Source organism: Paraburkholderia sp. (genome assembly GCF_035948235.1).
Lineage (GTDB): Bacteria > Pseudomonadota > Gammaproteobacteria > Burkholderiales > Burkholderiaceae > Paraburkholderia.
In genome coordinates this window covers 1-22,200 of sequence record NZ_DASZJJ010000118.1, presented here as the reverse complement: position 1 = coordinate 22,200, position 22,200 = coordinate 1, and the positions used below count along the sequence as shown (strand labels likewise).

Genomic DNA, 22,200 nt, shown 5'->3' with positions numbered 1-22,200 from the left:
CGTGAAAGCGAATGCCGAACTTGATCTTGCGGCCACGCGCTTCGGCGCGGGCGCGAATGTCGGCGATCTTCTTCGCGACGGCCGCGGGCGGCTCGCCCCACGTCAGATACGTGTCGATGTGATCGCCCGCGATATCGTGCGCCGCCGCCGACGACCCGCCGAACCACAGCGGCGGATGCGGATTCTGCACCGGCGGATACAGCGCCTTGCCACCCTTCGAAGTCAGATGCTTGCCATTGAAGTCGATCGCGTCGTTGGTATGCGCGGCGCTCAGCAGCTTGCGCCAGATGTGCAGGAACTCGTCGGTGATTTCATAGCGCGTGTCGTGATCGACGAACACGCCGTCGCCTTCGAGTTCGGCGGAATCGCCGCCCGTCACCACGTTGATCAGCAGACGGCCGTTCGAGAGGCGGTCGAAGGTGGCGGCCATGCGCGCGGCCAGACCCGGCGACGAAAGACCCGGACGGATCGCGACGAGAAACTTCAGGCGCTTCGTTGCAGCGATCAGGCTCGACGCCACGACCCAGGCGTCTTCGCACGAACGACCCGTCGGCAGCAGGACGCCTTCGTAGCCGAGCGTGTCGGCCGCCACGGCCACCTGCTGGAAGTACGCGAGATCAGCGGCGCGCGCGCCTTCGGAGGTGCCCAGATAGCGGCTGTCGCCGTGGGTCGGGATGAACCAGAACACATTCATGCGTGACTCCTGCTTTTTGTTCGAGACGTAAAAATGAAAAATGCGATGCAAAGATTCAGCGGAAACGGGCAAATGGCGCGACGCCGCTACGAAAAACAGGACGAGTTTGTCCGCGGCGCGCTGGCGTTCCAGAGCGGCCGGAAGAAACGTTCACTGATCGTTGACTGACGCGGGGGGCGACGGGCCATGACGGCGGCGCCGTCTTCATGGGGAACCAGTCTAGGGATCGCCCTAAGCCTTTTGAACGATTTTTTTTAGCTTAGGTTTTCCACTTTCGTGCTTTACGCGACGCTTTAGCATACGGGGATGCATGAGGCGCCCGGCACGCCGATATAATGGCGCTCAAACCGACAAAGCATCCGGCCGCCGCTTATCCCAGTCTTTATGGGCGCATGCGTGCCGCGCCGCGCAACTCTCGCCCGTTCTCATGCAAAAAATTATTTTGCCGTTCGTATCCGGCTTTCTGGCCTCGCTATTCTTTCGCGAGGCGACGCTTGCGCTGCTGCACGCCGCGCAGGTGATCGACGCCGCCGGTTTCTCCACCGATCCCTTCGCGCCGCTCGGTCTGCCCGAGTTTCTCGTCAACGCGATCTGGAGCGCCCTGTGGGCCATCCTGATGACGTGGCTGCTGCGCGTATCGCCCTCACGGCCCGCGCCCTGGGTGCAGGCGTTCGTGTTCGGCGGTGTCGTGCTCACAGCCGCGATGGTGTTCGTCATCGATCCGCTGCGCGGCATCTGGCCGAGCGGCAATATGCTGCCGCGCCTCGCGATGGGTTTCGCCTCGAATGCGGTCTGGGGCTGGGGCGCGCTGGTGTTCATGCGCGCCTTCATGAGCGAAACCGACGAAGACTGAGCGTCTGCGCGCGGCGCCTGATTTTGGGTGCCGCGCGCCTCCTCCCCTCCTGCTCCAGCCATTCAGCCCACCAGCGTCCGCAATGGATGCTCCGTAACACTCCACGGGCTTTTGAACATCCCCTCGACCTCCTCAGGCGGCACGTCCTCGATGGACGCGAAACGCCAGCGCGGACGATTGTCCTTGTCGATGATGCGCGCGCGGATGCCTTCCACCACATCGCCCTGAGCAAAGCTCGACCGCGTCAGATCGAGATCGCGCCGCAGCACGTCGGCCATCGGCCCTTCCGCGCGCGACACCACTTCCAGCGACACCGCCATCGACAGCGGCGAGCGTTCCCGCAGCACGCCGATCATCTGCTCGGCCCATTCGCTTTCGGCGCCCTTTGCTTCGCGCTGCGCGGTTTCGAGCGACGCGAGGATCTGCGCGACCGTCGGCTGCGCAAAATGGCGGTCGATCCATGCGCGCGCAACGGCCAGCGCGCAAGCGCCCACCTGCGCCGCGCGCGACGCGACTGCGGAGCCGGCCGCGCGGCGAATGCGCCCGGCGATGTCCTCGCCCGACATGAACGGTTCCGTCTGCAGCGCGTCCAGCAAGGCGGGCTGCGCGTCGCTGTCGAGATACATATCGGCAAGCCCCGCGTAAAGCGCACTGGCAGCGTCGATCGTCTCGCCCGTCACCGCGAGATACCGGCCAAGCGCACCCGGCGTGCGCGCGAGAAACCAGCCCATGCCCACATCGGGAAAGAGGCCGATGCGCGTTTCGGGCATCGCCAGGCGCGTCGTGCCATCGACGACGCGCAGGCCGCCCGTGCGGTGCGCGCCCTGGGAAATGCCCATCCCGCCGCCCATCACCACGCCGTTCATCAGCGCGATATAAGGCTTCGGATAACTGAAGATCGTGTGATTGAGGCGATATTCGTCGATAAAGAAGGTGTCGATCGCCGTTTGATTGCCGGCGCGATACGACTCGTAGAGAAAGCGGATATCGCCACCCGCGCAGAAAGCGCGCGGATGCCGCGTATGCACGAGCACGGCGAGCACTTCGGGATCGTCGCGCCAGGCGTCGAGCGCGGTCTGCATGGCGCGAACCATCGCGGTTGAAAGCGCATTGAGCGCCTGGGGCCGCGCGAGTTCGATATAGCCGATGCGGTTCGTGACATGCGTGAGCACGTGCTGTTGGGCGTCGGCGTTTGGCGGCAGGGTTTCCTGTGACATGGCGATCGGGCGACGGATGGAAACACAATGAAAGCGCAATAAAGGCGCGCGAAAGATGCGGGCCTTTATTGCACTTCAGGCATGCACTTCAGGCTAGCGAGGCTATCACGTCGCCTCGGGCTGCGATTTCTGCGTAGCGTCGCGCCTGAAATCGTCGCCGAGCCAGCCATCGAGCGCGGCGTCGATCACCTCCAGGCGCGACGATTCCGGCGCAAACTCGGGGCCGGAAAGCGAAAACGTCACCACGCCATGCAGCAGCGCCCATAACGCGCGCGCGAACCATGCGGGGCTGGAGCAAACCGGTGCGAACGCATCGGCGAACAAGGTTGTGATCGCAGCGATCTCATCAATGGGCTGCGCTTCGTTCAGCGGCACGCGCTGCGCATCGCCCTCTTCCTGTGTCTGCTCGCGCAGCGGTTCACGCTGCGGCAAAAACATCAGCCGATACGTGTCGGGATGTGCGCAGCCAAACGCCACGTAGGCATGCGCGAACGCATGAAGCCGCGCGCGCGGCGCCTCGATTTCCGCGCAGGGTTCAAGTCGCGCCAGCAGTTGCGCGTAGCCTTCGCGACCCAACGCGCGGGCGATCGCATCACGGCTTTCGAAGTGCAGATAGAGCGAGGCGGCCGAATAGCCGATCGCATCGCCGATCTTGCGCATCGACAGCGCATCGATGCCCTCTCGCGCCACGATGCGCCGCGCGGCGTCGAGAATGCGCGCGCGTAAGGCCGAGGCACGCAGCGCTTTGGATTCGTTGGGTTCGACGGTGCTCAACGCCGCACCCGGCACGTGAGGACAGACGCGAGGAAATACGCGAAGCGAATCACGACAACAGATGGCCTGGCGGGAAATGGCCGCTCTTGAGCAGCACGGGCGTGCCGTTGCTCAGTTCGAGGTGGGCGCGTGCGACGGCCTCGATGCGGCGCCGCCCCGCATCGAAGGCCTGCATCCAGGCCTCGCGGCCGTCGGGCAGCGCGCCGAAATGGTCCTCGAGCGCCTCGACGGAAATCGCGCACGGCACGCGCGCGCCGTCGACCAGCGCCGGAAAGACCACGGTGAGATTGGAGTCGCGCCAGGACGGCGCTTCGGAAGGAAAGCGGATATCCATGTCCAGCCCCGCGGGGAAATCAACAGAGGAAAGACCGCGCCAGCAGAGGGCGCGCTGCGCACGATGTTACGCCCAGCGGCGCGCGCCTGGCGGCAAGCTGTGCATTCTGCATCGACGTCACGGCCGAATCTGCGAAACTAATCCGGATACGCGTGCTCGCGGCTCAGGCTTTCACTCGGTTTTTCATTCTGCAAACCCCATCCCTCTCGTTGGACGCGCACATGAGCGGACGCTACTTCGACACCGATCAGGAAATCCCCGAGGCGCAGGCCGCAAGCCGCTGGTTTCGCTACGCTGGGGACCACGACATCGACATCTCGCGCGCGATCTGCCTGTGGCAGGACGCCGCCACGCCCGAAGGCGAAAGCAGCCGCACGGCCGTGGCGGCCTGCGGCGTGCGCATCGTGCTGCTGGAGAGTTCATAGGCGCACACAGAGTCTGCGCCCGGTGTTCAATGCGCCTGCATCTTCGAGAACAGATTGAGCACCAGCACGCCGGCCACGATCAGGCCGAGGCCGAGCATCGCGGGCAGATCGGGCACCTGTTTATAGAGCGCCATCGCGACGAGCGTGATGAGCACGATGCCCACGCCCGACCACACCGCATAGACGATCCCGACCGGCAGCGTCCTGAGCGTGAGCGACAGGCAATAGAACGACACGCCATAACCGGCGATGACGATGGCCGACGGCACGAGCCGCGAGAAGCCATTGGACGCGCGCAGCGCGGAGGTCGCGATGACCTCGGCGACGATCGCGATGGCAAGGATCAACCAGGGGGAGGTGCGCATCGCATCAGGCCCTGGCGAGCGCGAGCTGGCTGTAGTCGGCGCCGAGTTGCGCGCACAGCGCCTCGACAACCAGTTCGTGATCGAGGCGCTGCGGCAGCCCCGACACCGTCACCGATCCAATCACGCCCACCCCGGCGACCGCGAGCGGAAACGCGCCGCCGTGCGTCGCGTATTCGGTAGCGGGCAAGCCGTGTTTCTCAGCGAGCGTGGTGCTTGTCTGCTGCAGACGCAGGCCGATGGCATAGGAGCTGCGGCGGAAATGCTCGACCACGCGCGACTTGCGCTGCACCCACGCAACGTTGTCGGGCGTGGCGCCGGGCAACGCGCAGAAGAACAACGGCAGACCGAACGTGCGCACGTCGATGGCGACCGCATGCGAGCGCGCGAGCGCCAGCTCGCGCAGAAAGGCGCCGAGTTGCCAGGCGCGATCGGTATCGAAATGGGGAAACACGAGCGCGCGTTCTTGCGCGGCGATCGTTTGAAGGTCGTGAGCGAGGTCCATAGATCCGTCGGAACGTGAATGCGGGGCGTGTCTGTAAGAAAGACTCGGCCCCGATTCTAGCCTGGCGTTCAGGTATCGCATCGCAAAGCACCTGCCCGTGTCGCAGGTGTTCAAGTCCGCGTCCAGGAAAAGCTTTCGCAAGCGTCCCGAAACGAATTCGTCAAATAAGACTTGCACGAACCCAATATGCATCCTATAATTCTTTTCTCTGACGGACGCGGGGTGGAGCAGTCTGGCAGCTCGTCGGGCTCATAACCCGAAGGTCGTAGGTTCAAATCCTACCCCCGCAACCAAAGCTGTTCTGTCAGAAGCAATCAAGGGTTACAACGCATCGGCGTGTAACCCTTTTTTGTTTTTCAGCGTCTGAAGCATGCGCGCGTCGGCACCTTCATGCCGATCCGCTTATGGCCCCGCTCCGGGTCAAGCTCCCGTCATGACGCGCCGCGGTGATACACTCGCATCACCCATCCCCCTATCGTGCCCATGAAATTCTGCTCGACTTGCGGTCAGGCGGTCAGCCTGCTCGTGCCGCCCGGTGACAACCGCGAACGCTATGTCTGCGCGCATTGCGGCACCATCCACTATCAGAATCCGCGCAACGTGGTCGGCACCGTGCCGGTCTGGGAAGACAAGGTGCTGCTGTGCCGCCGCGCGATCGAGCCGCGTTACGGCTACTGGACGCTGCCCGCGGGCTTCATGGAGATGGGCGAAACGACCTCGGAAGCCGCCGCGCGCGAAACCCTGGAAGAAGCCGGCGCGCGCGTCGAAGTGCAGAGCCTTTTCTCCCTGCTCAACGTGCCGCGCGTGCATCAGGTGCATCTTTTCTACCTCGCGCGACTGCTCGACATCGACGTCGAAGCCGGCGAAGAGAGCCTCGAAGTGCGCCTGTTCGAGGAGCACGAAATTCCGTGGGACGAGATCGCGTTCCCCACGGTCGGCCAGACCCTGCGCTTTTTCTTCGCCGATCGCCAGTCGGGCAGCTATGGCCTGCACACCGGCGACGTCCTGCGCCCGCTGCGCGACGGCTGACACGCTCCGGCGATGGTGCCCTGGCTTTCGCCCGACGACCCGTTCCCGCCGGTCGAGCGCGCCCTGGGCGCCTCGAGCGGTGCGCCGGGGCTGCTCGCCGCCAGCGCCGATCTGCTGCCTTCGCGCCTGATCGACGCCTACCGGCACGGGATTTTTCCGTGGTATTCGGACGGCCAGCCAGTGCTCTGGTGGAGCCCCGATCCGCGCATGATCCTGCGCCCCGACGAGTTCAAGGTCTCGCCCTCGCTGAAGAAAACGCTCAAGCGCGTGCTGCGCGATCCCGCCTGGGAAATCCGCGTCGACGACGATTTCGCGGCCGTCATGCGTGCCTGCGCCAACGCGCCGCGGCGCGGCCAGCGCGGCACCTGGATCACCTCCGACGTGATCGACGCCTATTCGAGCCTGCACCGCATCGGCGACGCCCACAGTATCGAAACCTGGTTCGAAGGCCAGCGCGTGGGCGGCCTCTACGGCGTCTCGCTCGGCACCATGTTCTTCGGCGAATCGATGTTCGCCTCGATCACCGATGCTTCGAAAATCGCGCTATCGGCACTGGTCGCGCATCTGCGCCGTAACGGCGTCGCGCTGATCGACTGCCAGCAGAACACCGCGCATCTGGCGTCGCTGGGCGGGCGCGAAATCGGCCGCAAGCCGTTTATCGCGCATGTGCGCGCGAATGTGGGCGCACCGTCGATTGGCTGGCGCTTCGACAAAACTGTGCTGGCCGACTGGCTCGGCCACGGTCAGGGACACGCCGAAAATCCGGCCGTCCCGACGCTCTGAGCCCGCGCCCGGGCCACCGCCGCGCGGCGGAAAAACGCGCGGAAAGCCGCGCCAGTGAACGCACAACGCGTGGCCACGCGTGCGCCAGGCCGCGTATTTCGATAGATGCGAGCCAGGCGTCAATGTTAGTATGCAGTCAGAACACGTCGCCTTTATCGCCAGTCCTGGCGGTGCCCCGAGACACGCGACGTTCCGATCTGCTTCGAGAGCTGCCAACGTGACTCATCCAAACGAGCTGCCGCTTTCACCGCTTTCCGCGCTGCAATTCTATGCAACGGCGCCCTACCCCTGCAGTTATCTGGAGGGGCGCATCGCGCGCTCGCAGGTGGCCACGCCCAGTCACCTCATCAATTCCGATGTCTATACCGATCTCGTGAAAGCGGGCTTTCGCCGCTCGGGCGTATTCACCTATCGCCCCTATTGCGACGGCTGCCGCGCCTGCGTGCCGGTGCGCGTGCCGGTCGAGCACTACACGCCCAATCGTACCCAGCGGCGCACCTGGAAGCATCATGGCGAACTGGTCGCGACAGTCGCGCCGCTGCACTACGACGAGGCGCATTACGCGCTTTACATGCGCTATCAGTCGGCGCGCCACGCGGGCGGCGGCATGGACCGTGACAGCCGCGACCAGTACGAACAGTTCCTGCTGCAAAGCCGGATCAACTCGCGTCTGGTGGAATTCCGCGAACCCGATCCGCAGCACCCCGATGCGCCGGGCATCCTGCGCATGGTCAGCATGATCGACATCCTCGGCGACGGGCTGTCGTCGGTCTACACCTTCTTCGAACCGGACACGCCACACGCGAGCTACGGCACTTACAACATCCTCTGGCAGATCGAGCAGGCGCGCAGCCTGCAGCTGCCCTACGTGTATCTGGGCTACTGGATCCGCGAAAGCCCGAAAATGGCCTATAAGGCGCGTTTCCAGCCGCTCGAAGGGCTGTTCGACGGCGTCTGGCGCGCGCTCGATCCGGTCGCCTGAACGGCCGCGAGCCCCAAAGCATCATCAGGCGCACGCTGCGCGCACAGGGCCGGAACCAGCCGGATTCCAGCGCGCCCGCCAGCCGCCCCGCCTTTGTCGCTAAAATAGCGGGTTCTCATTTTTTGGCGCCTGCGCCTTCCTCCCGTGTTCAGCACCCTTTATCCGTTCGTCCGCGACCAGCTGTTTCGCATGGACGCCGAAGACGCCCACCATCTCTCCCTGCGCATGATCGGCGCGGCGGGCCGCACCGGCATGGCCGGGCTGCTCGCCTCGCGCGTGCCGGATTCGCCGCGCACCGTCATGGGCCTGACGTTCCGCAACCCGGTGGGGCTCGCCGCGGGGCTCGACAAGGAAGGCGCCGCCATCGACGGTTTCGCCGCGCTGGGCTTCGGCTTTATCGAGGTGGGCACGGTCACGCCGCGTCCGCAGCCGGGCAATCCGCGTCCGCGCATTTTCCGTCTGCCGCAGGCGGGCGGCATCATCAACCGGATGGGCTTCAACAACCACGGCGTCGAGCAGTTCGTGAAGAACGTGCAGGCCGCGCGCTATCGCGGCATTCTCGGCCTGAACATCGGCAAGAACGCCGATACGCCGATCGAGCGCGCCGCCGAGGACTATCTCTTCTGCCTCGAACGCGTCTATCCGTTCGCAAGCTACGTGACGATCAACATCTCGTCGCCGAACACCAAGAATCTGCGCCAGTTGCAAGGCGGCGGCGAGCTCGACGCCCTGCTCGCGGCGCTCAAGGACAAGCAGCAGCGTCTGGCCGACATGCACGGCAAGCTCGTGCCGCTCGCGCTCAAGATCGCACCGGATCTCGACGACGAGCAGGTCAAGGAAATCGCCGATACCCTCCTGCGCCACAAGATCGAAGGCGTGATCGCCACCAACACGACGCTCTCGCGCGCGGCCGTCGAAGGCCTGCCGAACGCGAGCGAGACCGGCGGCCTGTCGGGCCGTCCGGTGTTCGACGCGTCGAACGAGGTGATCCGCAAGCTGCGCGCCGAACTGGGCGAGCAGGTGCCGATCATCGGCGTGGGCGGGATTTTCTCGGGCGAGGATGCGCGCGCAAAGATCGCCGCGGGCGCCGCGCTCGTGCAGGTCTACACCGGCTTCATCTACCGCGGCCCGGCGCTGGTCGCCGAGTGCGCGCGGGCGCTGGCCTCGGGCCGCGCCTGAGGCTATAGTTTCAGGCCATGTGCGGCGCATCGGATTTGCCTGGAAGCGGCGTCCGCGAGGCGCCGCCAACGCACAGCCGTAAAAACAAGAGGAAAACAATGAAATTCGCTTTGCTCAAGAAGCTCTTCGCACTCGCGCTGGTGGGCACCTCGTTCGTGGCGGCAAGCGCCCACGCCGATGACCTGCTCGATCAGGTCAAGGCGCGCGGCACGCTGCGTATCGGTCTCGAGGGCACCTTCCCGCCGTTCAACTCGAAGGCGCCCAACGGCGACCTGGTCGGCTTCGATGTCGATATCGCCAAAGCGGTGGCCGCGAAGCTCGGCGTGAAGCCCGAGTTCGTCACGACCGAATGGAGCGGCATCATTGCGGGTCTGCAGGCCGGCAAGTTCGACGTGATCGCCAACCAGGTGGGCATCACCGATCAGCGCAAGGCCGTGCTCGACTTCTCGCCGGCTTACACGTACTCGGCCGCGCAGCTCATCGAGCGCCGCGACGACACGCGCCAGTTCAAGTCGCTCGACGACCTCAAGGGCAAGAAGCTCGGCGTCGCGCTCGGCACCAACTACATGGACATGGCCAAGTCCGTGCCCGGCATCGACGTCAAGACCTACCCGGGCGCGCCCGAGTATCTGCGCGACCTGGCCGCCGGCCGCCTGGACGCGGCGCTCAACGACCGCCTGATGCTCGCCTATCTGATGAAGAACTCGCAGCTGCCGCTGCGCGCGGGCGCGATCGTCGGCGACGGCAACCCGTCGGGCATTCCGTTCAAGAAGGGCAACCCGAAGTTCGCCAAGGCGATCGACGATGCGATGACGCAGCTCGAAGCCGACGGCACGTTCACGAAGATCTCGGACAAGTGGTTCGGCATCGACGTGACCAAACCGGTCACGAAGTAATCCATGCCGGCGTGCAGCGCTCGCGCTGCCGCGTGACATGACAGGCGCGGGGCGCGCATCCTGCCGTTGCAGCAGGGTGCCGCCCCGCGGTTTTTCAAGGCCAGGCTGCGCAAGCCCTCATTTACGCGTCTCCCATGCCCATACACACGCTCATTCTCCAGTCGCTGCCGGTACTCGCGCAGGGCGCGGTGCTCACGGTCAAGTTCGCTGTCCTGTCGATGATCTTCGGGCTCATCGGCGGCGCCGTGCTCGCCCTCATGGGCATCAGCTCGAACCGCGTGCTCGTGTTCATCGCGCGCGTGTACGTGAGCCTCATGCGCGGCACCCCGCTGCTGGTCCAGATCTTCGTGATCTATTACGGTCTGCCGAGCATCGGCATCTCGCTCGACCCGACGCCTGCGGGCGTGATCGCGCTGTCGGCCAACGTCGCGGCGTATCTGTCCGAGAGCATGCGCGGCGCGATTCTCGGCATTCATGGCGGCCAGTGGCTCGCGGCGTACAGCCTGGGACTTTCGCGGCGTCAGACGCTGCGCTACGTGATTGCGCCGCAGGCCTTGCGCATCGCCGTACCTAGCCTGTCGAACAGCCTCATCAGTCTCATCAAGGACACCTCGCTGGTGTCGGTCATCACGGTGACGGAGCTGCTGCGCAGCGCCCAGGAAATCATCGCCTCGACCTACCAGCCACTGCCGCTCTATCTCGCGGCAGCCGCCATCTACTGGGTGCTCTGCCAGGTTCTCGAATGGATCCAGCACTGGTACGAAAAGCGCCTCGCGCTGCCTTCGCGCCACTGAGCCTCGTTCAAAATGCGGCGGTCGTAGCGACCGCCGCATCGGCCTTCCTTACTCGCAATCGAATCGCAAGCCCAGCGCCGCGCGCGCGGCATCGGCCATCTCGATCATGCGCCGCGACGTTTCGTGCGGCATCACCGGACTTTCCAGCGCGCCCGCGCGCAGCAGTTCGCAGAAGTGCGCGGTCTCGTAGTTGAGGCCGCCGCCTTCGAACGGCTCGTTCAGTTCGACCGTGCGGCCATCGACATAGCGGATCGTGGCGCGCACCGGATTCCACCAGTTCGCGTGAATCGTCACGTTGCCAAGCGGCCCCGCCAGCAGCGCATCGCCAAAGCCATGCAGATCCAGCCCGCAAAAGAGCTGCGCGATGCCGTGTTCGTGCTGGCTATTGAGGCTCGCAAACGTGTCCACGCCCGTGGCTCCCAACCGCCCGAAAGTCTGCACTTCGCGCGGCGCGCCCAGCCAGTCGACGGCTAGAAACATCTCGTAGACGCCGATGTCCAGCAGCGCCCCGCCCGCGTGCGCGAACGAAAACGAGGGATGATCGGCCGGCACGTTGGCCACTGAGCAGCCCGCGCGCACGAGACCCACAGGCCCGATCGGATCGGCTGTCAGATGGGCGCGCAAGGCGCGGTAGAGCGGATAGAACGGCGGCTTCATCGCCTCCATGAAGAGGCGCTGCGAGGCGCGCGCAGCCTGCAGCACGCCGTCGAGCTGCGCGGCGTTGACCGTCGCGGGCTTTTCGCACAGCACCGGCAGGCCGGCCTGCAAGGCGGCCGTGGCGTAGTGCGCGTGGCTGTCCTGCATGGTCGCGATGTAGACCGCGTCGATGCCGCTTGCGAGCAGCGCCTCGAAGCTCGCGCAGGCGCTCGCGCCGAATTCCTGCGCCAGAGCCTGCGCCGGTTCAGGGCGCCGCGACCACACCGCGCTCACGCGTGCGTTTTCGACATGTCCCACGCCCTGCGCGAAACGCCGCGCGATGCGGCCCGCGCCCACGATGCCCCATCGAATCGTGCCGATTCCAGCGATATCGCCCATGTCAGTCGTCTCTCTTTGTACGGATTGCAAAGAGACGCACGATACTGGCTCGCGCGCGCGAAGGCAAACGCCCACACGAAAGCCGCATGCGCCCGGTCAAGGACGCGCGCGGCGAGCGAGGCGCGGGACGTTGGCAGACGTGTGCGCGCAATGTTCCCGATCGTTCTGGACGCTATTCAGCCGCTTCCGCCGCGAGCGCACGATTAAGCTCGTCGGCGGTATAGGCGATCATCGCCGCCGCAGCCGCCTGTGCATCCGACGGCGAGCGGCGCTCGATCGCCTCCACCACGCGCCCGTGCGCGGCGACGACATTGCTCCAGCCGTCCGGCCGCTGGCTCAGCAGCGGATTGACGATAGTGAGCGCGCCGCGCACGATCGCCGCCATCTGCTGATAGAACTGATTGCCGCTGGCCGCAAGGATGCGCGTATGCAGCAGCGAATCGGCCGCCTGGCAGCCCGAATCGCCCGGACTTGCCTGATGTAGCGCATCGAAGGCGTCGCGGATGCCGGCGATATCCGCCGCGCCCGCGCGTTCGGCCGCCAACGCGCAGGCGGCCGGCTCGATCAGCGTGCGAAATTCGATCACGTCGCGCAGAAACGTCTTGTCCGGCTTGGCGCGAAAGCGCCAGCTCACGACGTCTTCATCGATCATGCGCCAGTCGCGCATCGGCCTGATGCGCGTGCCGATCTTGGGCCGCACGTCGAGCATATGGCGCGCGAGCAGCATCGACAGCGCTTCGCGCATGACCGTGCGGCTCACATCGAACTCCTTCGACAACACGTCCTGCGGCGGCAGAATCGCGCCATAGCGTTCTTCGACGATGCCCGAAATCAGGCCATCCATGACCTTGCTCACGAGTGAGCGTTCCTTGTTGTTCCCCAGTTCCATGACCCCTCCCCCCCGATGGCGTTAATCGCCCTGTTTGCCGGTTGCTGCGTGGGCCTCGTGCTTCGTCGAACTCAAACGTACGTTGCCATGCTAATTGCATAAAACGTAAGCCAGGATATCTCCTGACGCAAATTTCGCGTGACAAATGCCCAAGCTGTACAAGTTCTTCGTCAATCGGCCCTTCGGTTTCCCGAATCTCATTGTTAGAAGTTATTCGTTGTCTTTTCGTAAGCAGTCTGTATGAAGCAAAGACTGACTTAGCGTTGCTGAGGTTTGCGAGGCTTGTTTTTCAGCCTTGTTTTTGTGTGCATATGCAATCATGTAGCTGCGCAGCGGCGCACGCCCACTGGCCCACACCGCTGCAATTCAGTTAGCGTGCCGCCGCCGTGCGCCCGTATTGGTCCTCGAAGCGCACGATGTCGTCCTCGCCGAGATAGCCGCCCGACTGCACTTCAATGATTTCGAGCGGCGTCTTGCCCGGGTTTTCGAGCCGGTGTTTCACGCCAAGCGGGATGTACGTCGATTCGTTTTCGGAAATCAGAAACACCTCGTCGCCACGCGTGACGCGCGCGGTGCCGCGCACGACCACCCAATGCTCGGCGCGGTGATGATGCATCTGCAGCGAGAGCACGCCGCCAGGCTTCACGACGATGCGCTTGACCTGGAAGCGCTCGCCGCGGTCCACCGAGTCGTAGCAGCCCCACGGACGTTCGACGCGGCGATGGTGCTGCGCCTCTTCGCCGCGCTGCGCCTTGAGCTTGTCGACGATCGCCCGCACGTCCTGCACGCGGTCCTTGGCGGCGACCAGCACGGCGTCCGCCGTCTCCACCACCACCACGTTGTGCACGCCCACGCAGGCGACGAGCCGTCCGTCCGAATGCGCGAAGCTGTCGGTCGAGTCCTCGAACAGCACGCGGCCGCGCGCGACATTGCCGCTCGCGTCCTTGTCGGAGACCTGCCAGACGGCATCCCACGCGCCCACGTCCGACCAGCCCGCCACCAGCGGCACGACCACGCCCGCCAGACGCGCATCGGCGCCGATCGACTCCATCACCGCGTAGTCGATCGAGTCCGACGGGCAGCCCTCGAAGATCGCCGCGTCGAGGTGAACCGCGCCGTCCGTATCGACGCGCGCCAGTTCGAACGACTGCGCGCAGAGCGTCGCGATGGCCGGCTGCGCACGCGCGATAGCCGCGAGCCACACCGAGGCGCGCACCACGAAAATGCCGCTGTTCCACCAGTAATCGCCCGATGCCACATAGCTGGCGGCGAGTTCGGCATTGGGTTTTTCCACGAAACGCTCGATCGTGCGCGCGCCGCTGGTGCCGAGCATGGCGCCCGCGCAGATGTAGCCATAGCCGGTTTCCGCGCGCTGCGGCGGCACGCCGAGCGTGACGATGGCGCCGCGCGCCGCGTAGCTCACGGCCGCTTCGAGCGCGGCGGCAAACGCCGTGCGGTCGGCGATCAGATGATCGGCGGGCATGGCGATGAGGATGGGATCGCTGTCGAGCGGCGCGGCAGGGTCGCTCGCTGCCGCGCTGTGCGCCGCCTGCGCGGCGAGCGCTGCCACCGTGAGCGCCGGCGCGGTGTTGCGCGCATGCGGTTCGAACACCACACGCGCCTGCTTGCCGCTGCGGCCCAGACGGTCGACGGTCATATGGCGCAGTTCCTCGCTGCTCACGACAAGCGCTGCGGCCTTGCGGACCGCCGCGCCCTTCTGCTCGCCCGTGCTGGCGTAGAGACCGTCGAGACGGCGCACGGTGGCTTCGAGCAGCGACTCGCCATCGAGCAGGTCGATGAGCTGCTTCGGGCAGTGCTCCCGCGAGAGCGGCCAGAGCCGCGTGCCCGAACCGCCCGCGAGCACGACTGGCTGCACGACGAGCGCAACTTCGGGTTCATTGGCTGCGGCAATCAAGCCGGCCGGTGTGACGAGCTGGTTCATGCAATAAGCTCCCCGCTGGAATGTCTGGTATTGGGTCGGCGCGGGTGAGGCCCAGCGGGTTCGGCGTTGTCCGTCCGATCCCACCAGGTCATGCACATGCGCACTCCCTCGTTTTCAGATTGCATTTGAGCAAAGGCGGTGAGTCGAATCTGTACGCATACCCACACTGACCGAGCGCTGCCGCACGGCGGCGCGCTGGTGCGCTTCACTATGCTGGCGCCGAAGATGGACAGAGACGGTTGGGCCGGACGGCCGGAGAGGATCGTTGCGCGAACAACGGCGCGGCAACTGACGCAGAACCGCGGGGCCGCGCAAAGCCACAGCTGGCGCGGCCGTGTAGAGAAACCTGCCGCGCTCCGTGCGCCAGCCCACACAGCGTAACGTGACGCGTCGTAACGCAGCTATGTTTCACAGGAGAACGTTTATTGCCCAGTCAGCCGCACCGCAACAGCAATGAATCAAATCCACACGCCCTGCGGCACGCCCCGGCCCCGCCGCAATGGGCCGTTACGCGGCGTGTTTCAACCTGGAGTCATTTTTGCGATACCGCCTGGACGCGCCATTTACCCCATATAAATCAACAACTTATATCGATACAAATTGCTCAGTCCATTGACCGCCCCCGCGCGCGCGTCGTACAGAAGTGAAACAAAAACACGGCGTTCTCCCCCTACCCTTCGCACGTAACGTCCGCGAAGCCCAGCTGTGGCGTGGTTTGCGACCTTCTGGCACATCCCCTGCTTAGTGAGAAGCGCCACACAGGCGTAACGCAAACAAACAATGCGAACGCTTCGGGACTATGGGGCCGGCACGACGAATGAACAGCCGCTACGGGAAGCGGCAAACAACAAACGATTCGGCGACCGGAATGAAAAGACGGAAGGCAGCGCAAGCGCCTTCACACGAGGACCAAATCATGTTGACCCTTCAATCGGATCTGCACGGCAACCATTTGCTCGGCGCACTGCCGTCGCATGAATGGCAAGCACTCGCACCGCATCTCGAACTCGTCCATCTGCGCACCGAACAACTCCTCTGCGATTCCGGCCAGCGCATTCATCACGTCTACTTTCCGACCACGGCCATCATCTCGATGCTCTCGACGATGGAAGACGGCAGTTCCGTGGAAATCGCCGCAGTGGGCCGCGAAGGCATGACGGGCGTGCCCGTCCTGACGGGCGGCGAAACCATGCCGAACCGCGTGCAGGTGCAGTGCGCGGGCTTCGCCTACCGCATGAGCGCGCAAAGCCTCAAACAACAGTTCGCACGCTCGGACTTCCTGCGTCGCCTGATGCTGCTCTACATGCACGCCCTCCTCACCCAGGTCGCGCAAACCGCCGCCTGCAATCGCCACCACTCGCTGAGCAAACAGCTTTGCCGCTGGCTGCTGATCGAAGTGGACCGCGTGGCCTCGAACGACCTCACGGTCACGCAGCAGCTCATCGCCGATATGCTTGGCGTGCGCCGCGAAGGCATCACGGAAGCCGCCGGCAAGCTGCACGACGAAGGTTTGATCCACCACAGCCGCGGGCGTATCCGCGTGCTCGACCGCGAGGGCCTCGAAGCCCGCGCCTGCGAGTGCTACGGCCTCGTGCGCCGCGAGTTCGACCGGCTGCTGCCGCGCCTGCGTCAGGCCGAAACGGTGGAGTAAGACGTAGAAGCCGGCGGGGCCACTTTGCGGTGGCCCCAAGCCCCGTTTCTCGTGTGTGTGTGTTTGATTTTGCAAAGCGTTCCGGCTTCGGCGCGCTTTGCCTTTTCTTCGTTGGCGGCGGGTTGATTACGCGCTTGTGGATTGCCTGATTATCAGGAATCCATATCAATCGGTGCGCGCAATCGGCCGTCGAAAACCGCGAGCAGCAGCGTGACACGATGCACGCCGCCGCTCTGCCGATCAGGCCGTCAGACCTTGTAGTCGATGCGCTCGACGCCGGCTTGTACGTCACCCGCGCCGCCGAGCAGGCAGAAGTCCGCACCACGCGCCGCGAACAGGCCCACGGTCACCACGCCCGGCCACGCGTTGACGTGCGCTTCGAGCGTGCGCGGATCGCTGATACGCAGGCCCTTCACGTCGAGAATCTCGTTGCCGTTGTCGGTGATGAAGGGCGAGCCGTCCTTCTGCACGCGCAGCACCGGCACGCCGCCGAGCGCCGTCACGCGGCGGCCGATGGCCGTGCGCGCCATCGGCACGACTTCGATCGGCAGCGGGAACTGGCCGAGCACCTCGACGCGCTTGCTCGCGTCGGCGATGCAGACGAACACTTCAGACACCGACGCCACGATCTTCTCGCGCGTGAGCGCCCCGCCGCCGCCCTTGATCATCGCGCCGGAGGCGTCGATTTCATCGGCGCCGTCGACGTAGACGGGCAGCGATTCGATCTCGTTCAGATCGAAAATCTTGAAGCCATGCGCTTCCAGGCGCGCCGTGGTGGCGACCGAGCTGGACACCGCGCCGCGGTAGCGGCTCTTGTTGACAGCCAGCGCGTCGATAAAGCAGTTCGCAGTCGAGCCGGTGCCGACGCCGATGATGGCGCCTTCCGGCACGTTGGCGTTGACATAGTCGGCGGCGGCCTGGCCGACCAGTTTCTTGAGTTCGTCTTGAGTCATGATGGGTACTGCCCGAGGAGAGGAAACGCGGAAAACGCATAGTTTACCGGAGTTGCGGGCGGCGTCCGCCGGTGAGGTCTGCGTTTTCCGGTTTTGCGGCGCGGGCGGCCCCTGAATCAGGGTGCCGTTTCGGTCGTACCCGGCAGCGCGGGCGCACTGCGGTCCACATATTTGTCGAGCAGCGCCTGGGCGATGGCGTCGGTTTCCGCGTCCGGCGTGCCGGCATAGTCGCGCGGGCGGAAATGCATCTGGAAGGCCGCGAACACGCGGCGCGTGCGATCGTCGAGCACGCCGTCGGTGGCAACATCGTAGCCGTAGCGCGCGAGTTTCAACTGCAGAGCGCGCACGTCGGCGGGGGCGTCGGGCGCACGGCCCGCGAGATCGGCCTTGACCGTGGCGTCGTCGGGCCAGGCGCCCACGCCCGCGTCGTAGAGCTGCTTCCACGGGAACGCCGCGCCCGGGTCGATCTTGCGCTGCGGAGCGATGTCGCTATGGCCCACCACGCGCGTGGGCGGAATGCCGTAGCGCGTGACGATGTCCTTCGAGAGCGCGATGATCGCCGCCACCTGATCGGGCGGCCAGGGCGCCCATTCGCGGCCTTGCGGCGTGTCGTGCGGCCCCGAATTCACATTTTCGATGCCGATCGACGCGGCGTTCAGCTCGGTCGTGCCCTGCCACTCGCTCACGCCCGCGTGCCAGGCGCGCTGCGATTCGGGCACCAGCTGCAGCACGACGGGCTTGCCATCGCGCAGCGGCGGATGCTCGGGCACGAGGTAATGGGCGCTGACGTTTTCGCGCGTCAATTCCTCGAGCGAGGTCGGCTCGTCGCCTTCCGTGTAGTGCAGCACGAGGAAACGGATGCGCGAATCGGCGCTGCGCGCGTGGTACTGCGAGTCGGCGATATACGCGCCGCGATCGGTCATCGTGGCGCTCGTGCAGGCCGCGAGCGCGAGCGCCGCGCCCACCGCAGTCAGCGCAGCGCGCGCCACACCATGCAAGTTCGTCATGCTGCGTCGGTCCAACAGGATCAGGAGCCGGATCAGCGCGCGGCGCGCTGGCGCACCGCTTCGAACAGGCACACGCCCGATGCGACGGAAACGTTCAGGCTTTCGACCGTGCCGGCCATCGGAATCTGCATGATCTCGTCGCAGGTCTCGCGCGTGAGGCGGCGCATGCCCTCGCCTTCCGCGCCCATGACCAGCGCCACCGGACCGTCAAGCTTGGTCTGGTAGAGGCTCGCGGGCGCGTCGCCGGCCGTGCCGACCACCCACACGCCCGCATCCTTCAACTCGCGCAGCGCACGCGCCAGGTTCGTCACGGTGATGTAGGGCACCGTATCGGCAGCGCCGCTGGCCACTTTCGCGGCGGTCGCGTTCAGGCCCACGGCGCGGTCGCGCGGGGCGATCACGGCGTGCGCGCCGGCGGCGTCGGCCACCCGCAGGCAGGCGCCGAGGTTATGCGGATCGGTCACGCCGTCGAGCACCAGCAAGAGCGGCGAGCCCTGGATGCCGTCGAGCAGTTCGGCCAGGTTTTGCGCCAGCGCCAGATCGTGCACGCGCGCCACCACGCCCTGATGGCGTTCCGTGTGCGCGAGGCCCCAGAGGCGCGTCTCGTCGGCGGCGATGACGCGCGCGCCGGCTTCCTTCGCGGCGTGCAGGAATTCCTGCATGCGGCGGTCGCGCCGCGTCGGATCGTAATAAACATCCTCGACCGTGGACGCGTCGTGCCGCAAACGTGCGGTCACCGCATGAAACCCGTAAAGAACCTTGAGACGTGACATGACTGGAACAACCCCTGATAAACGGTTCGCGGCGCATCGAAGGCGCCGCGAACGAGTGATATTGCGCCGGCCGCTGGATGATCCAACGGTCCGGGTCACGGCACGCGAACGCTCGTTGGCAAGAGCGATCCGCGCGCCGTGGGTACGGCTTTAGCGCTGTTAGCGCTTCTTGTTACGCACGGGCGACTTCTTGGCCGTGGGCTTCGACGGTGCGCGCTTCTTCGCGGTCTTGGCCGCACCGCGCGCCGCGCGGGCTTCCTTGACTGCGGCGCTTTGCGGCGGCGCAGCTTTCTTGCGGCGCGGATCGTCGGCGGCCATCGGCACGGCGCGCACGCGCGGGCCGCCTTCGACCGCGCCACGCTCTGCCTGCTGGCCTTGCGCTCCGCGATTCACGCCGGGCTTGACCGGCGTATCGCGCACGAGACGGAAATCGATCTTGCGTGCGTCGAGATCGACACGGCTCACCTGCACGCGCACGCGGTCCGACAGTCGATAACGGATGCCGGTGCGCTCGCCGCGCAGCTCGTTCTTGATCTCGTCGTACTGGAAGTAATCGGAACCGAGTTCCGTCACATGCACCAGACCTTCGATAAAGAGCGAATCGAGCTGCACGAAGATGCCGAACGAGGTCACGCCGCTGACCATGCCGCCGTATTCCTCGCCGAGCTTGTCGCGCATGAAATAGCACTTGAGCCAGGCTTCGACGTCGCGCGAAGCTTCGTCGGCGCGGCGCTCGTTAGCCGAGCAATGCAGGCCCAGCTCTTCCCAGATCGCCGTGTTGCCGCCGCGATTGCGACGCGCGCCGCGCTTCTCTTCGTCCTCGGCCTGCATGGCGCGAGCGCGCGGCGACAGCGCCGTGTTGAGATCGACGCCTTCGGGCGCGGCCGGCTGATACTTCTTGCCCTGCAGGATCGCGTAGATCGCGCGGTGCGTGAGCAGGTCGGGATAGCGGCGGATCGGGCTCGTGAAGTGCGCGTACGCCTCATACGCGAGACCGAAGTGGCCGATATTGTCCGGGCTGTAGACGGCCTGCTGCATCGAGCGCAACAGCATGGTCTGCAGCATCTGCGCGTCGGGCCGATCGCGGATATGCGCCATCAGCGCGGCGTAGTCGCTGGCGTGCGGCGTGTCGCCGCCGCCCAGGCTCAAGCCCATGCCGCGCAGGAAGGTGCGCAGGTTTTCGAGCTTTTCCGCGCTCGGGCCCGCGTGCACGCGGTACAGGCCCGGGTGCTTGTTGCGCTTCATGAAGTCCGCGGCGCAGACGTTGGCCGACAGCATGCACTCTTCGATCAGCTTGTGCGCGTCGTTGCGCTGGCGCGGCACGATCTGCTCGATCTTGCCCTGCGCGTTGCAGACGATATACGTTTCGGTGGTATCGAAGTCGATCGCGCCGCGCTTCTGGCGCGCTGCGAACAGCGCCTTGTAGACGCCGTAGAGGTTCTGCAGTTGCGGCAGCAGCGCCGCGCGACGCGTCGCCTCCGGCCCCTTGGTGTTCTTGAGGACCGCCGCGACTTCGGTATAGGTCAGACGCGCCGCCGAATGCATCACACCCGGATAGAACTGGTACGCCTTGATCTCGCCGCGCGCGGTGATGACCATGTCGCAGACCAGCACACAGCGATCCACATGCGGATTGAGCGAGCACAGCCCGTTCGAGAGCTTCTCCGGCAGCATCGGAATCACGCGGCGCGGGAAGTACACCGATGTGCTGCGCTCGATGGCGTCCACGTCCAGACCGGTGCCCGGCAACACATAGTGCGAGACGTCGGCGATCGCCACCAGCAGACGGAAGCCTTCGCCCTTGCCGACCTGCATCGGCTCGCAATACACGGCATCGTCGAAGTCGCGCGCGTCTTCGCCGTCGATCGTGACGAGCGGCACATCGCGCAGATCGACGCGGTAGCGGATATCGGTCGGACGCACGGCGTCGGGCAGCTTCGCGGCATCCGCGAGCGCTTCCTTGCTGAATTCGTGCGGCACGCCGTACTTGCGCACGGCGATCTCGATCTCCATGCCGGGATCGTCGATATCGCCGAGCACCTCCGCCACGCGGCCGAGCGGCTGCGAATGGCGGCTGGGGAAATCGGTCAGCTCGACCACCACGACCTGGCCGACCTTGGCCTTCTTGGGGTTCTGCGTGACGAGAATGTCGTGGCCGATGCGCTTGTCTTCCGGCGCGACGATCATCGCGCCGTTCTCATTGAGCAGACGGCCGATCACGCGGCGGTTGGCGCGGTCCGTGACCTCGACGATGTGCCCTTCCGGGCGGCCGCGCCGGTCATAGCCAACGATGCGCGCGAGCACGCGGTCGTTGTGCATGACCTTCTGCATCTCGCCTTGCGGCAGGAACAGATCGTCCTGGCCATCGTCGCGGATCAGGAAGCCATAGCCGTCGCGATGGCCCTGAACGCGGCCCGCGACAAAATTGGAAGGATGCGCGAGCTGATAGTGGCCGCGCGAATCGAGCCGGATCTGCCCGTCGCGTTCCATCGCGGCGAGCCGCCTGAAGAACCCTTCGCGCTCCTGGCGCTTGATCGCGAGCGCCTCGGCGATATCGTTCGCGGTGCAGGGCGATTCGCTGGTCCGCAGCACGCCGAGGATTTCTTCGCGGCTGGGAATCGGGTACGGATATTTGCTCAAGGGCTTGTCGATGGTTGTTCTCGTTGCGTGGACGTCGGATATCGCGCGGATCGCGGCACAAGTGGCGAACGCGCCGCGCCCCGGTCTTCGTATGCTGCAACATGCGGCTGAGGCAGCAGGCGCGCGCCACAAAGCTGTAGTGCGCCATCCATACTGCTGCGAGGCATTCTAACACCCGCGCCGCACCCGACAATCCAGCGCGCAGGCCGGTGAGCGCTCGCTGGCGATGTGGAGTTCGCGGCTGGCGCGAGCCGACATCGTCGCAAAAGAATTTTGCATTCAGGTGTTGACAAGCTCTGCAGATGCGCTAGAATCTCGTTCTCTGCTGCACGACACAGCGCAGCAACAAGTAGTAAGCGACACCTTGCCCAGGTGGCGGAATTGGTAGACGCACCAGGTTCAGGTCCTGGCGGTGGCAACACTGTGGAGGTTCGAGTCCTCTCTTGGGCACCAAGATTCATGAAAAAAGCCAGCTATAAGCTG

At 65.3% G+C, this 22,200-nt stretch carries 23 protein-coding genes and 2 tRNA genes; 12 read left to right on the top strand and 13 right to left on the bottom strand.

From position 1 onward, the window contains the following. A partial coding sequence (locus VG320_RS10635) for an LLM class flavin-dependent oxidoreductase (RefSeq protein WP_327200066.1) occupies positions 1–694 on the bottom strand: 694 nt, incomplete at its 3' end. Between the two features lie 33 nt (positions 695–727). On the opposite strand from VG320_RS10635, the gene VG320_RS10630 reads away from it, so the two are divergent. Then, entirely contained in the window at positions 728–862 is a 135-nt protein-coding gene (locus VG320_RS10630) for a hypothetical protein (RefSeq protein ID WP_327200065.1), read from the top strand. Between the two features lie 259 nt (positions 863–1,121). Further along, entirely contained in the window at positions 1,122–1,547 is a 426-nt protein-coding gene (locus VG320_RS10625) for a hypothetical protein (protein ID WP_103705970.1), read from the top strand. 62 nt (positions 1,548–1,609) lie between these two features. On the opposite strand, the gene VG320_RS10620 is transcribed toward VG320_RS10625, so the two are convergent. The 3 genes from VG320_RS10620 to VG320_RS10610 form a co-directional block, all read right to left on the bottom strand. Continuing rightward, complete coding sequence (locus tag VG320_RS10620; RefSeq protein WP_327200064.1) at positions 1,610–2,764, bottom strand: enoyl-CoA hydratase/isomerase family protein; 1,155 nt, start codon at positions 2,762–2,764, stop codon at positions 1,610–1,612. 105 nt (positions 2,765–2,869) lie between these two features. Continuing rightward, the gene (locus tag VG320_RS10615) at positions 2,870–3,538 is read right to left on the bottom strand and encodes a TetR/AcrR family transcriptional regulator (RefSeq protein ID WP_327200063.1); all 669 of its coding nucleotides are present in this window, start codon (positions 3,536–3,538) and stop codon (positions 2,870–2,872) included. A 49-nt stretch (positions 3,539–3,587) separates the two neighbouring features. Next, positions 3,588–3,872: a DUF1488 domain-containing protein gene (locus VG320_RS10610; protein WP_327200062.1), complete on the bottom strand. Its 285-nt coding sequence runs from the start codon at positions 3,870–3,872 to the stop codon at positions 3,588–3,590. Between the two features lie 221 nt (positions 3,873–4,093). Here VG320_RS10610 and VG320_RS10605 point away from each other — a divergent pair, with 221 nt between their 5' ends. Continuing rightward, positions 4,094–4,297: a hypothetical protein gene (locus VG320_RS10605; protein ID WP_327200061.1), complete on the top strand. Its 204-nt coding sequence runs from the start codon at positions 4,094–4,096 to the stop codon at positions 4,295–4,297. A gap of 26 nt (positions 4,298–4,323) precedes the next feature. Here VG320_RS10605 and VG320_RS10600 read toward each other — a convergent pair whose 3' ends face one another. Both VG320_RS10600 and VG320_RS10595 read right to left on the bottom strand, forming a co-directional pair. Then, positions 4,324–4,662, bottom strand: coding sequence for a multidrug efflux SMR transporter (locus VG320_RS10600; RefSeq protein WP_327200060.1), 339 nt, complete (start codon positions 4,660–4,662; stop codon positions 4,324–4,326). A 4-nt stretch (positions 4,663–4,666) separates the two neighbouring features. Further along, positions 4,667–5,164, bottom strand: coding sequence for a heme-degrading domain-containing protein (locus VG320_RS10595; RefSeq protein WP_327200059.1), 498 nt, complete (start codon positions 5,162–5,164; stop codon positions 4,667–4,669). Between the two features lie 216 nt (positions 5,165–5,380). On the opposite strand from VG320_RS10595, the gene VG320_RS10590 reads away from it, so the two are divergent. The 7 genes from VG320_RS10590 to VG320_RS10560 all read left to right on the top strand — a co-directional run bounded on the left by VG320_RS10590 (position 5,381) and on the right by VG320_RS10560 (position 10,827). Further along, positions 5,381–5,457 (top strand) — tRNA-Met (locus VG320_RS10590). 190 nt (positions 5,458–5,647) lie between these two features. After that, positions 5,648–6,193, top strand: coding sequence for an NUDIX hydrolase (locus VG320_RS10585; RefSeq protein WP_103705872.1), 546 nt, complete (start codon positions 5,648–5,650; stop codon positions 6,191–6,193). 12 nt (positions 6,194–6,205) lie between these two features. Next, on the top strand, positions 6,206–6,976 hold the full coding sequence (gene aat / locus VG320_RS10580) for a leucyl/phenylalanyl-tRNA--protein transferase (RefSeq protein ID WP_327200058.1): 771 nt from the start codon (positions 6,206–6,208) through the stop codon (positions 6,974–6,976). 217 nt (positions 6,977–7,193) lie between these two features. Beyond that, entirely contained in the window at positions 7,194–7,958 is a 765-nt protein-coding gene (locus VG320_RS10575) for an arginyltransferase (protein ID WP_327200057.1), read from the top strand. Positions 7,959–8,102: 144 nt separating this feature from the next. Next, positions 8,103–9,137 (top strand): quinone-dependent dihydroorotate dehydrogenase, encoded by a 1,035-nt coding sequence (locus VG320_RS10570; protein ID WP_103705869.1) that lies wholly within the window; start codon positions 8,103–8,105, stop codon positions 9,135–9,137. A 98-nt stretch (positions 9,138–9,235) separates the two neighbouring features. Further along, entirely contained in the window at positions 9,236–10,033 is a 798-nt protein-coding gene (locus VG320_RS10565) for a transporter substrate-binding domain-containing protein (RefSeq protein WP_327200056.1), read from the top strand. Between the two features lie 134 nt (positions 10,034–10,167). Beyond that, complete coding sequence (locus VG320_RS10560) at positions 10,168–10,827, top strand: amino acid ABC transporter permease (protein WP_327200055.1); 660 nt, start codon at positions 10,168–10,170, stop codon at positions 10,825–10,827. A 48-nt stretch (positions 10,828–10,875) separates the two neighbouring features. On the opposite strand, the gene VG320_RS10555 is transcribed toward VG320_RS10560, so the two are convergent. The 3 genes from VG320_RS10555 to VG320_RS10545 all read right to left on the bottom strand — a co-directional run bounded on the left by VG320_RS10555 (position 10,876) and on the right by VG320_RS10545 (position 14,693). Next, on the bottom strand, positions 10,876–11,862 hold the full coding sequence (locus VG320_RS10555) for a Gfo/Idh/MocA family oxidoreductase (RefSeq protein WP_327200054.1): 987 nt from the start codon (positions 11,860–11,862) through the stop codon (positions 10,876–10,878). 172 nt (positions 11,863–12,034) lie between these two features. Continuing rightward, a complete protein-coding gene (locus VG320_RS10550) occupies positions 12,035–12,751 on the bottom strand; it encodes a FadR/GntR family transcriptional regulator (protein ID WP_327200053.1) in 717 nt (238 codons plus the stop codon). 370 nt (positions 12,752–13,121) lie between these two features. Continuing rightward, entirely contained in the window at positions 13,122–14,693 is a 1,572-nt protein-coding gene (locus tag VG320_RS10545; protein WP_327200052.1) for a mannose-1-phosphate guanylyltransferase/mannose-6-phosphate isomerase, read from the bottom strand. Between the two features lie 916 nt (positions 14,694–15,609). Here VG320_RS10545 and VG320_RS10540 point away from each other — a divergent pair. Continuing rightward, on the top strand, positions 15,610–16,344 hold the full coding sequence (locus VG320_RS10540) for a Crp/Fnr family transcriptional regulator (protein WP_103705863.1): 735 nt from the start codon (positions 15,610–15,612) through the stop codon (positions 16,342–16,344). A 248-nt stretch (positions 16,345–16,592) separates the two neighbouring features. Here the strand turns inward: VG320_RS10540 and rpiA are convergent, their stop codons facing one another. The 4 genes from rpiA to rnr all read right to left on the bottom strand — a co-directional run bounded on the left by rpiA (position 16,593) and on the right by rnr (position 21,717). Beyond that, positions 16,593–17,297, bottom strand: coding sequence for a ribose-5-phosphate isomerase RpiA (gene rpiA, locus VG320_RS10535; RefSeq protein WP_327200051.1), 705 nt, complete (start codon positions 17,295–17,297; stop codon positions 16,593–16,595). 116 nt (positions 17,298–17,413) lie between these two features. Next, the gene (locus VG320_RS10530; RefSeq protein WP_327200050.1) at positions 17,414–18,304 is read right to left on the bottom strand and encodes an N-acetylmuramoyl-L-alanine amidase; all 891 of its coding nucleotides are present in this window, start codon (positions 18,302–18,304) and stop codon (positions 17,414–17,416) included. Between the two features lie 32 nt (positions 18,305–18,336). Next, the gene (gene rlmB / locus VG320_RS10525) at positions 18,337–19,077 is read right to left on the bottom strand and encodes a 23S rRNA (guanosine(2251)-2'-O)-methyltransferase RlmB (protein ID WP_327200049.1); all 741 of its coding nucleotides are present in this window, start codon (positions 19,075–19,077) and stop codon (positions 18,337–18,339) included. 159 nt (positions 19,078–19,236) lie between these two features. After that, entirely contained in the window at positions 19,237–21,717 is a 2,481-nt protein-coding gene (gene rnr / locus VG320_RS10520; protein ID WP_327200048.1) for a ribonuclease R, read from the bottom strand. Positions 21,718–22,083: 366 nt separating this feature from the next. Between rnr and VG320_RS10515 the strand changes: the two genes are divergently transcribed. After that, a tRNA-Leu gene (locus VG320_RS10515) sits at positions 22,084–22,170 on the top strand. The last annotated feature ends 30 nt before the right edge of the window (positions 22,171–22,200 follow it).

Excerpts from the sequence above, each read along its gene's own strand:
- VG320_RS10560 (WP_327200055.1), top strand. The coding sequence starts at position 10,168 with ATGCCCATACACACGCTCATTCTCCAGTCGCTGCCGGTACTCGCGCAG.
- rlmB (WP_327200049.1), bottom strand. The coding sequence starts at position 19,077 with ATGTCACGTCTCAAGGTTCTTTACGGGTTTCATGCGGTGACCGCACGT.
- VG320_RS10550 (WP_327200053.1), bottom strand. The coding sequence starts at position 12,751 with ATGGAACTGGGGAACAACAAGGAACGCTCACTCGTGAGCAAGGTCATG.
- VG320_RS10595 (WP_327200059.1), bottom strand. The coding sequence starts at position 5,164 with ATGGACCTCGCTCACGACCTTCAAACGATCGCCGCGCAAGAACGCGCG.
- VG320_RS10545 (WP_327200052.1), bottom strand. The coding sequence starts at position 14,693 with ATGAACCAGCTCGTCACACCGGCCGGCTTGATTGCCGCAGCCAATGAA.
- VG320_RS10555 (WP_327200054.1), bottom strand. The coding sequence starts at position 11,862 with ATGGGCGATATCGCTGGAATCGGCACGATTCGATGGGGCATCGTGGGC.
- VG320_RS10600 (WP_327200060.1), bottom strand. The coding sequence starts at position 4,662 with ATGCGCACCTCCCCCTGGTTGATCCTTGCCATCGCGATCGTCGCCGAG.
- rpiA (WP_327200051.1), bottom strand. The coding sequence starts at position 17,297 with ATGACTCAAGACGAACTCAAGAAACTGGTCGGCCAGGCCGCCGCCGAC.
- VG320_RS10605 (WP_327200061.1), top strand. The coding sequence starts at position 4,094 with ATGAGCGGACGCTACTTCGACACCGATCAGGAAATCCCCGAGGCGCAG.
- VG320_RS10610 (WP_327200062.1), bottom strand. The coding sequence starts at position 3,872 with ATGGATATCCGCTTTCCTTCCGAAGCGCCGTCCTGGCGCGACTCCAAT.
- VG320_RS10630 (WP_327200065.1), top strand. The coding sequence starts at position 728 with ATGAAAAATGCGATGCAAAGATTCAGCGGAAACGGGCAAATGGCGCGA.
- VG320_RS10565 (WP_327200056.1), top strand. The coding sequence starts at position 9,236 with ATGAAATTCGCTTTGCTCAAGAAGCTCTTCGCACTCGCGCTGGTGGGC.
- VG320_RS10540 (WP_103705863.1), top strand. The coding sequence starts at position 15,610 with ATGTTGACCCTTCAATCGGATCTGCACGGCAACCATTTGCTCGGCGCA.
- VG320_RS10530 (WP_327200050.1), bottom strand. The coding sequence starts at position 18,304 with ATGACGAACTTGCATGGTGTGGCGCGCGCTGCGCTGACTGCGGTGGGC.
- VG320_RS10625 (WP_103705970.1), top strand. The coding sequence starts at position 1,122 with ATGCAAAAAATTATTTTGCCGTTCGTATCCGGCTTTCTGGCCTCGCTA.
- aat (WP_327200058.1), top strand. The coding sequence starts at position 6,206 with ATGGTGCCCTGGCTTTCGCCCGACGACCCGTTCCCGCCGGTCGAGCGC.
- VG320_RS10620 (WP_327200064.1), bottom strand. The coding sequence starts at position 2,764 with ATGTCACAGGAAACCCTGCCGCCAAACGCCGACGCCCAACAGCACGTG.
- VG320_RS10585 (WP_103705872.1), top strand. The coding sequence starts at position 5,648 with ATGAAATTCTGCTCGACTTGCGGTCAGGCGGTCAGCCTGCTCGTGCCG.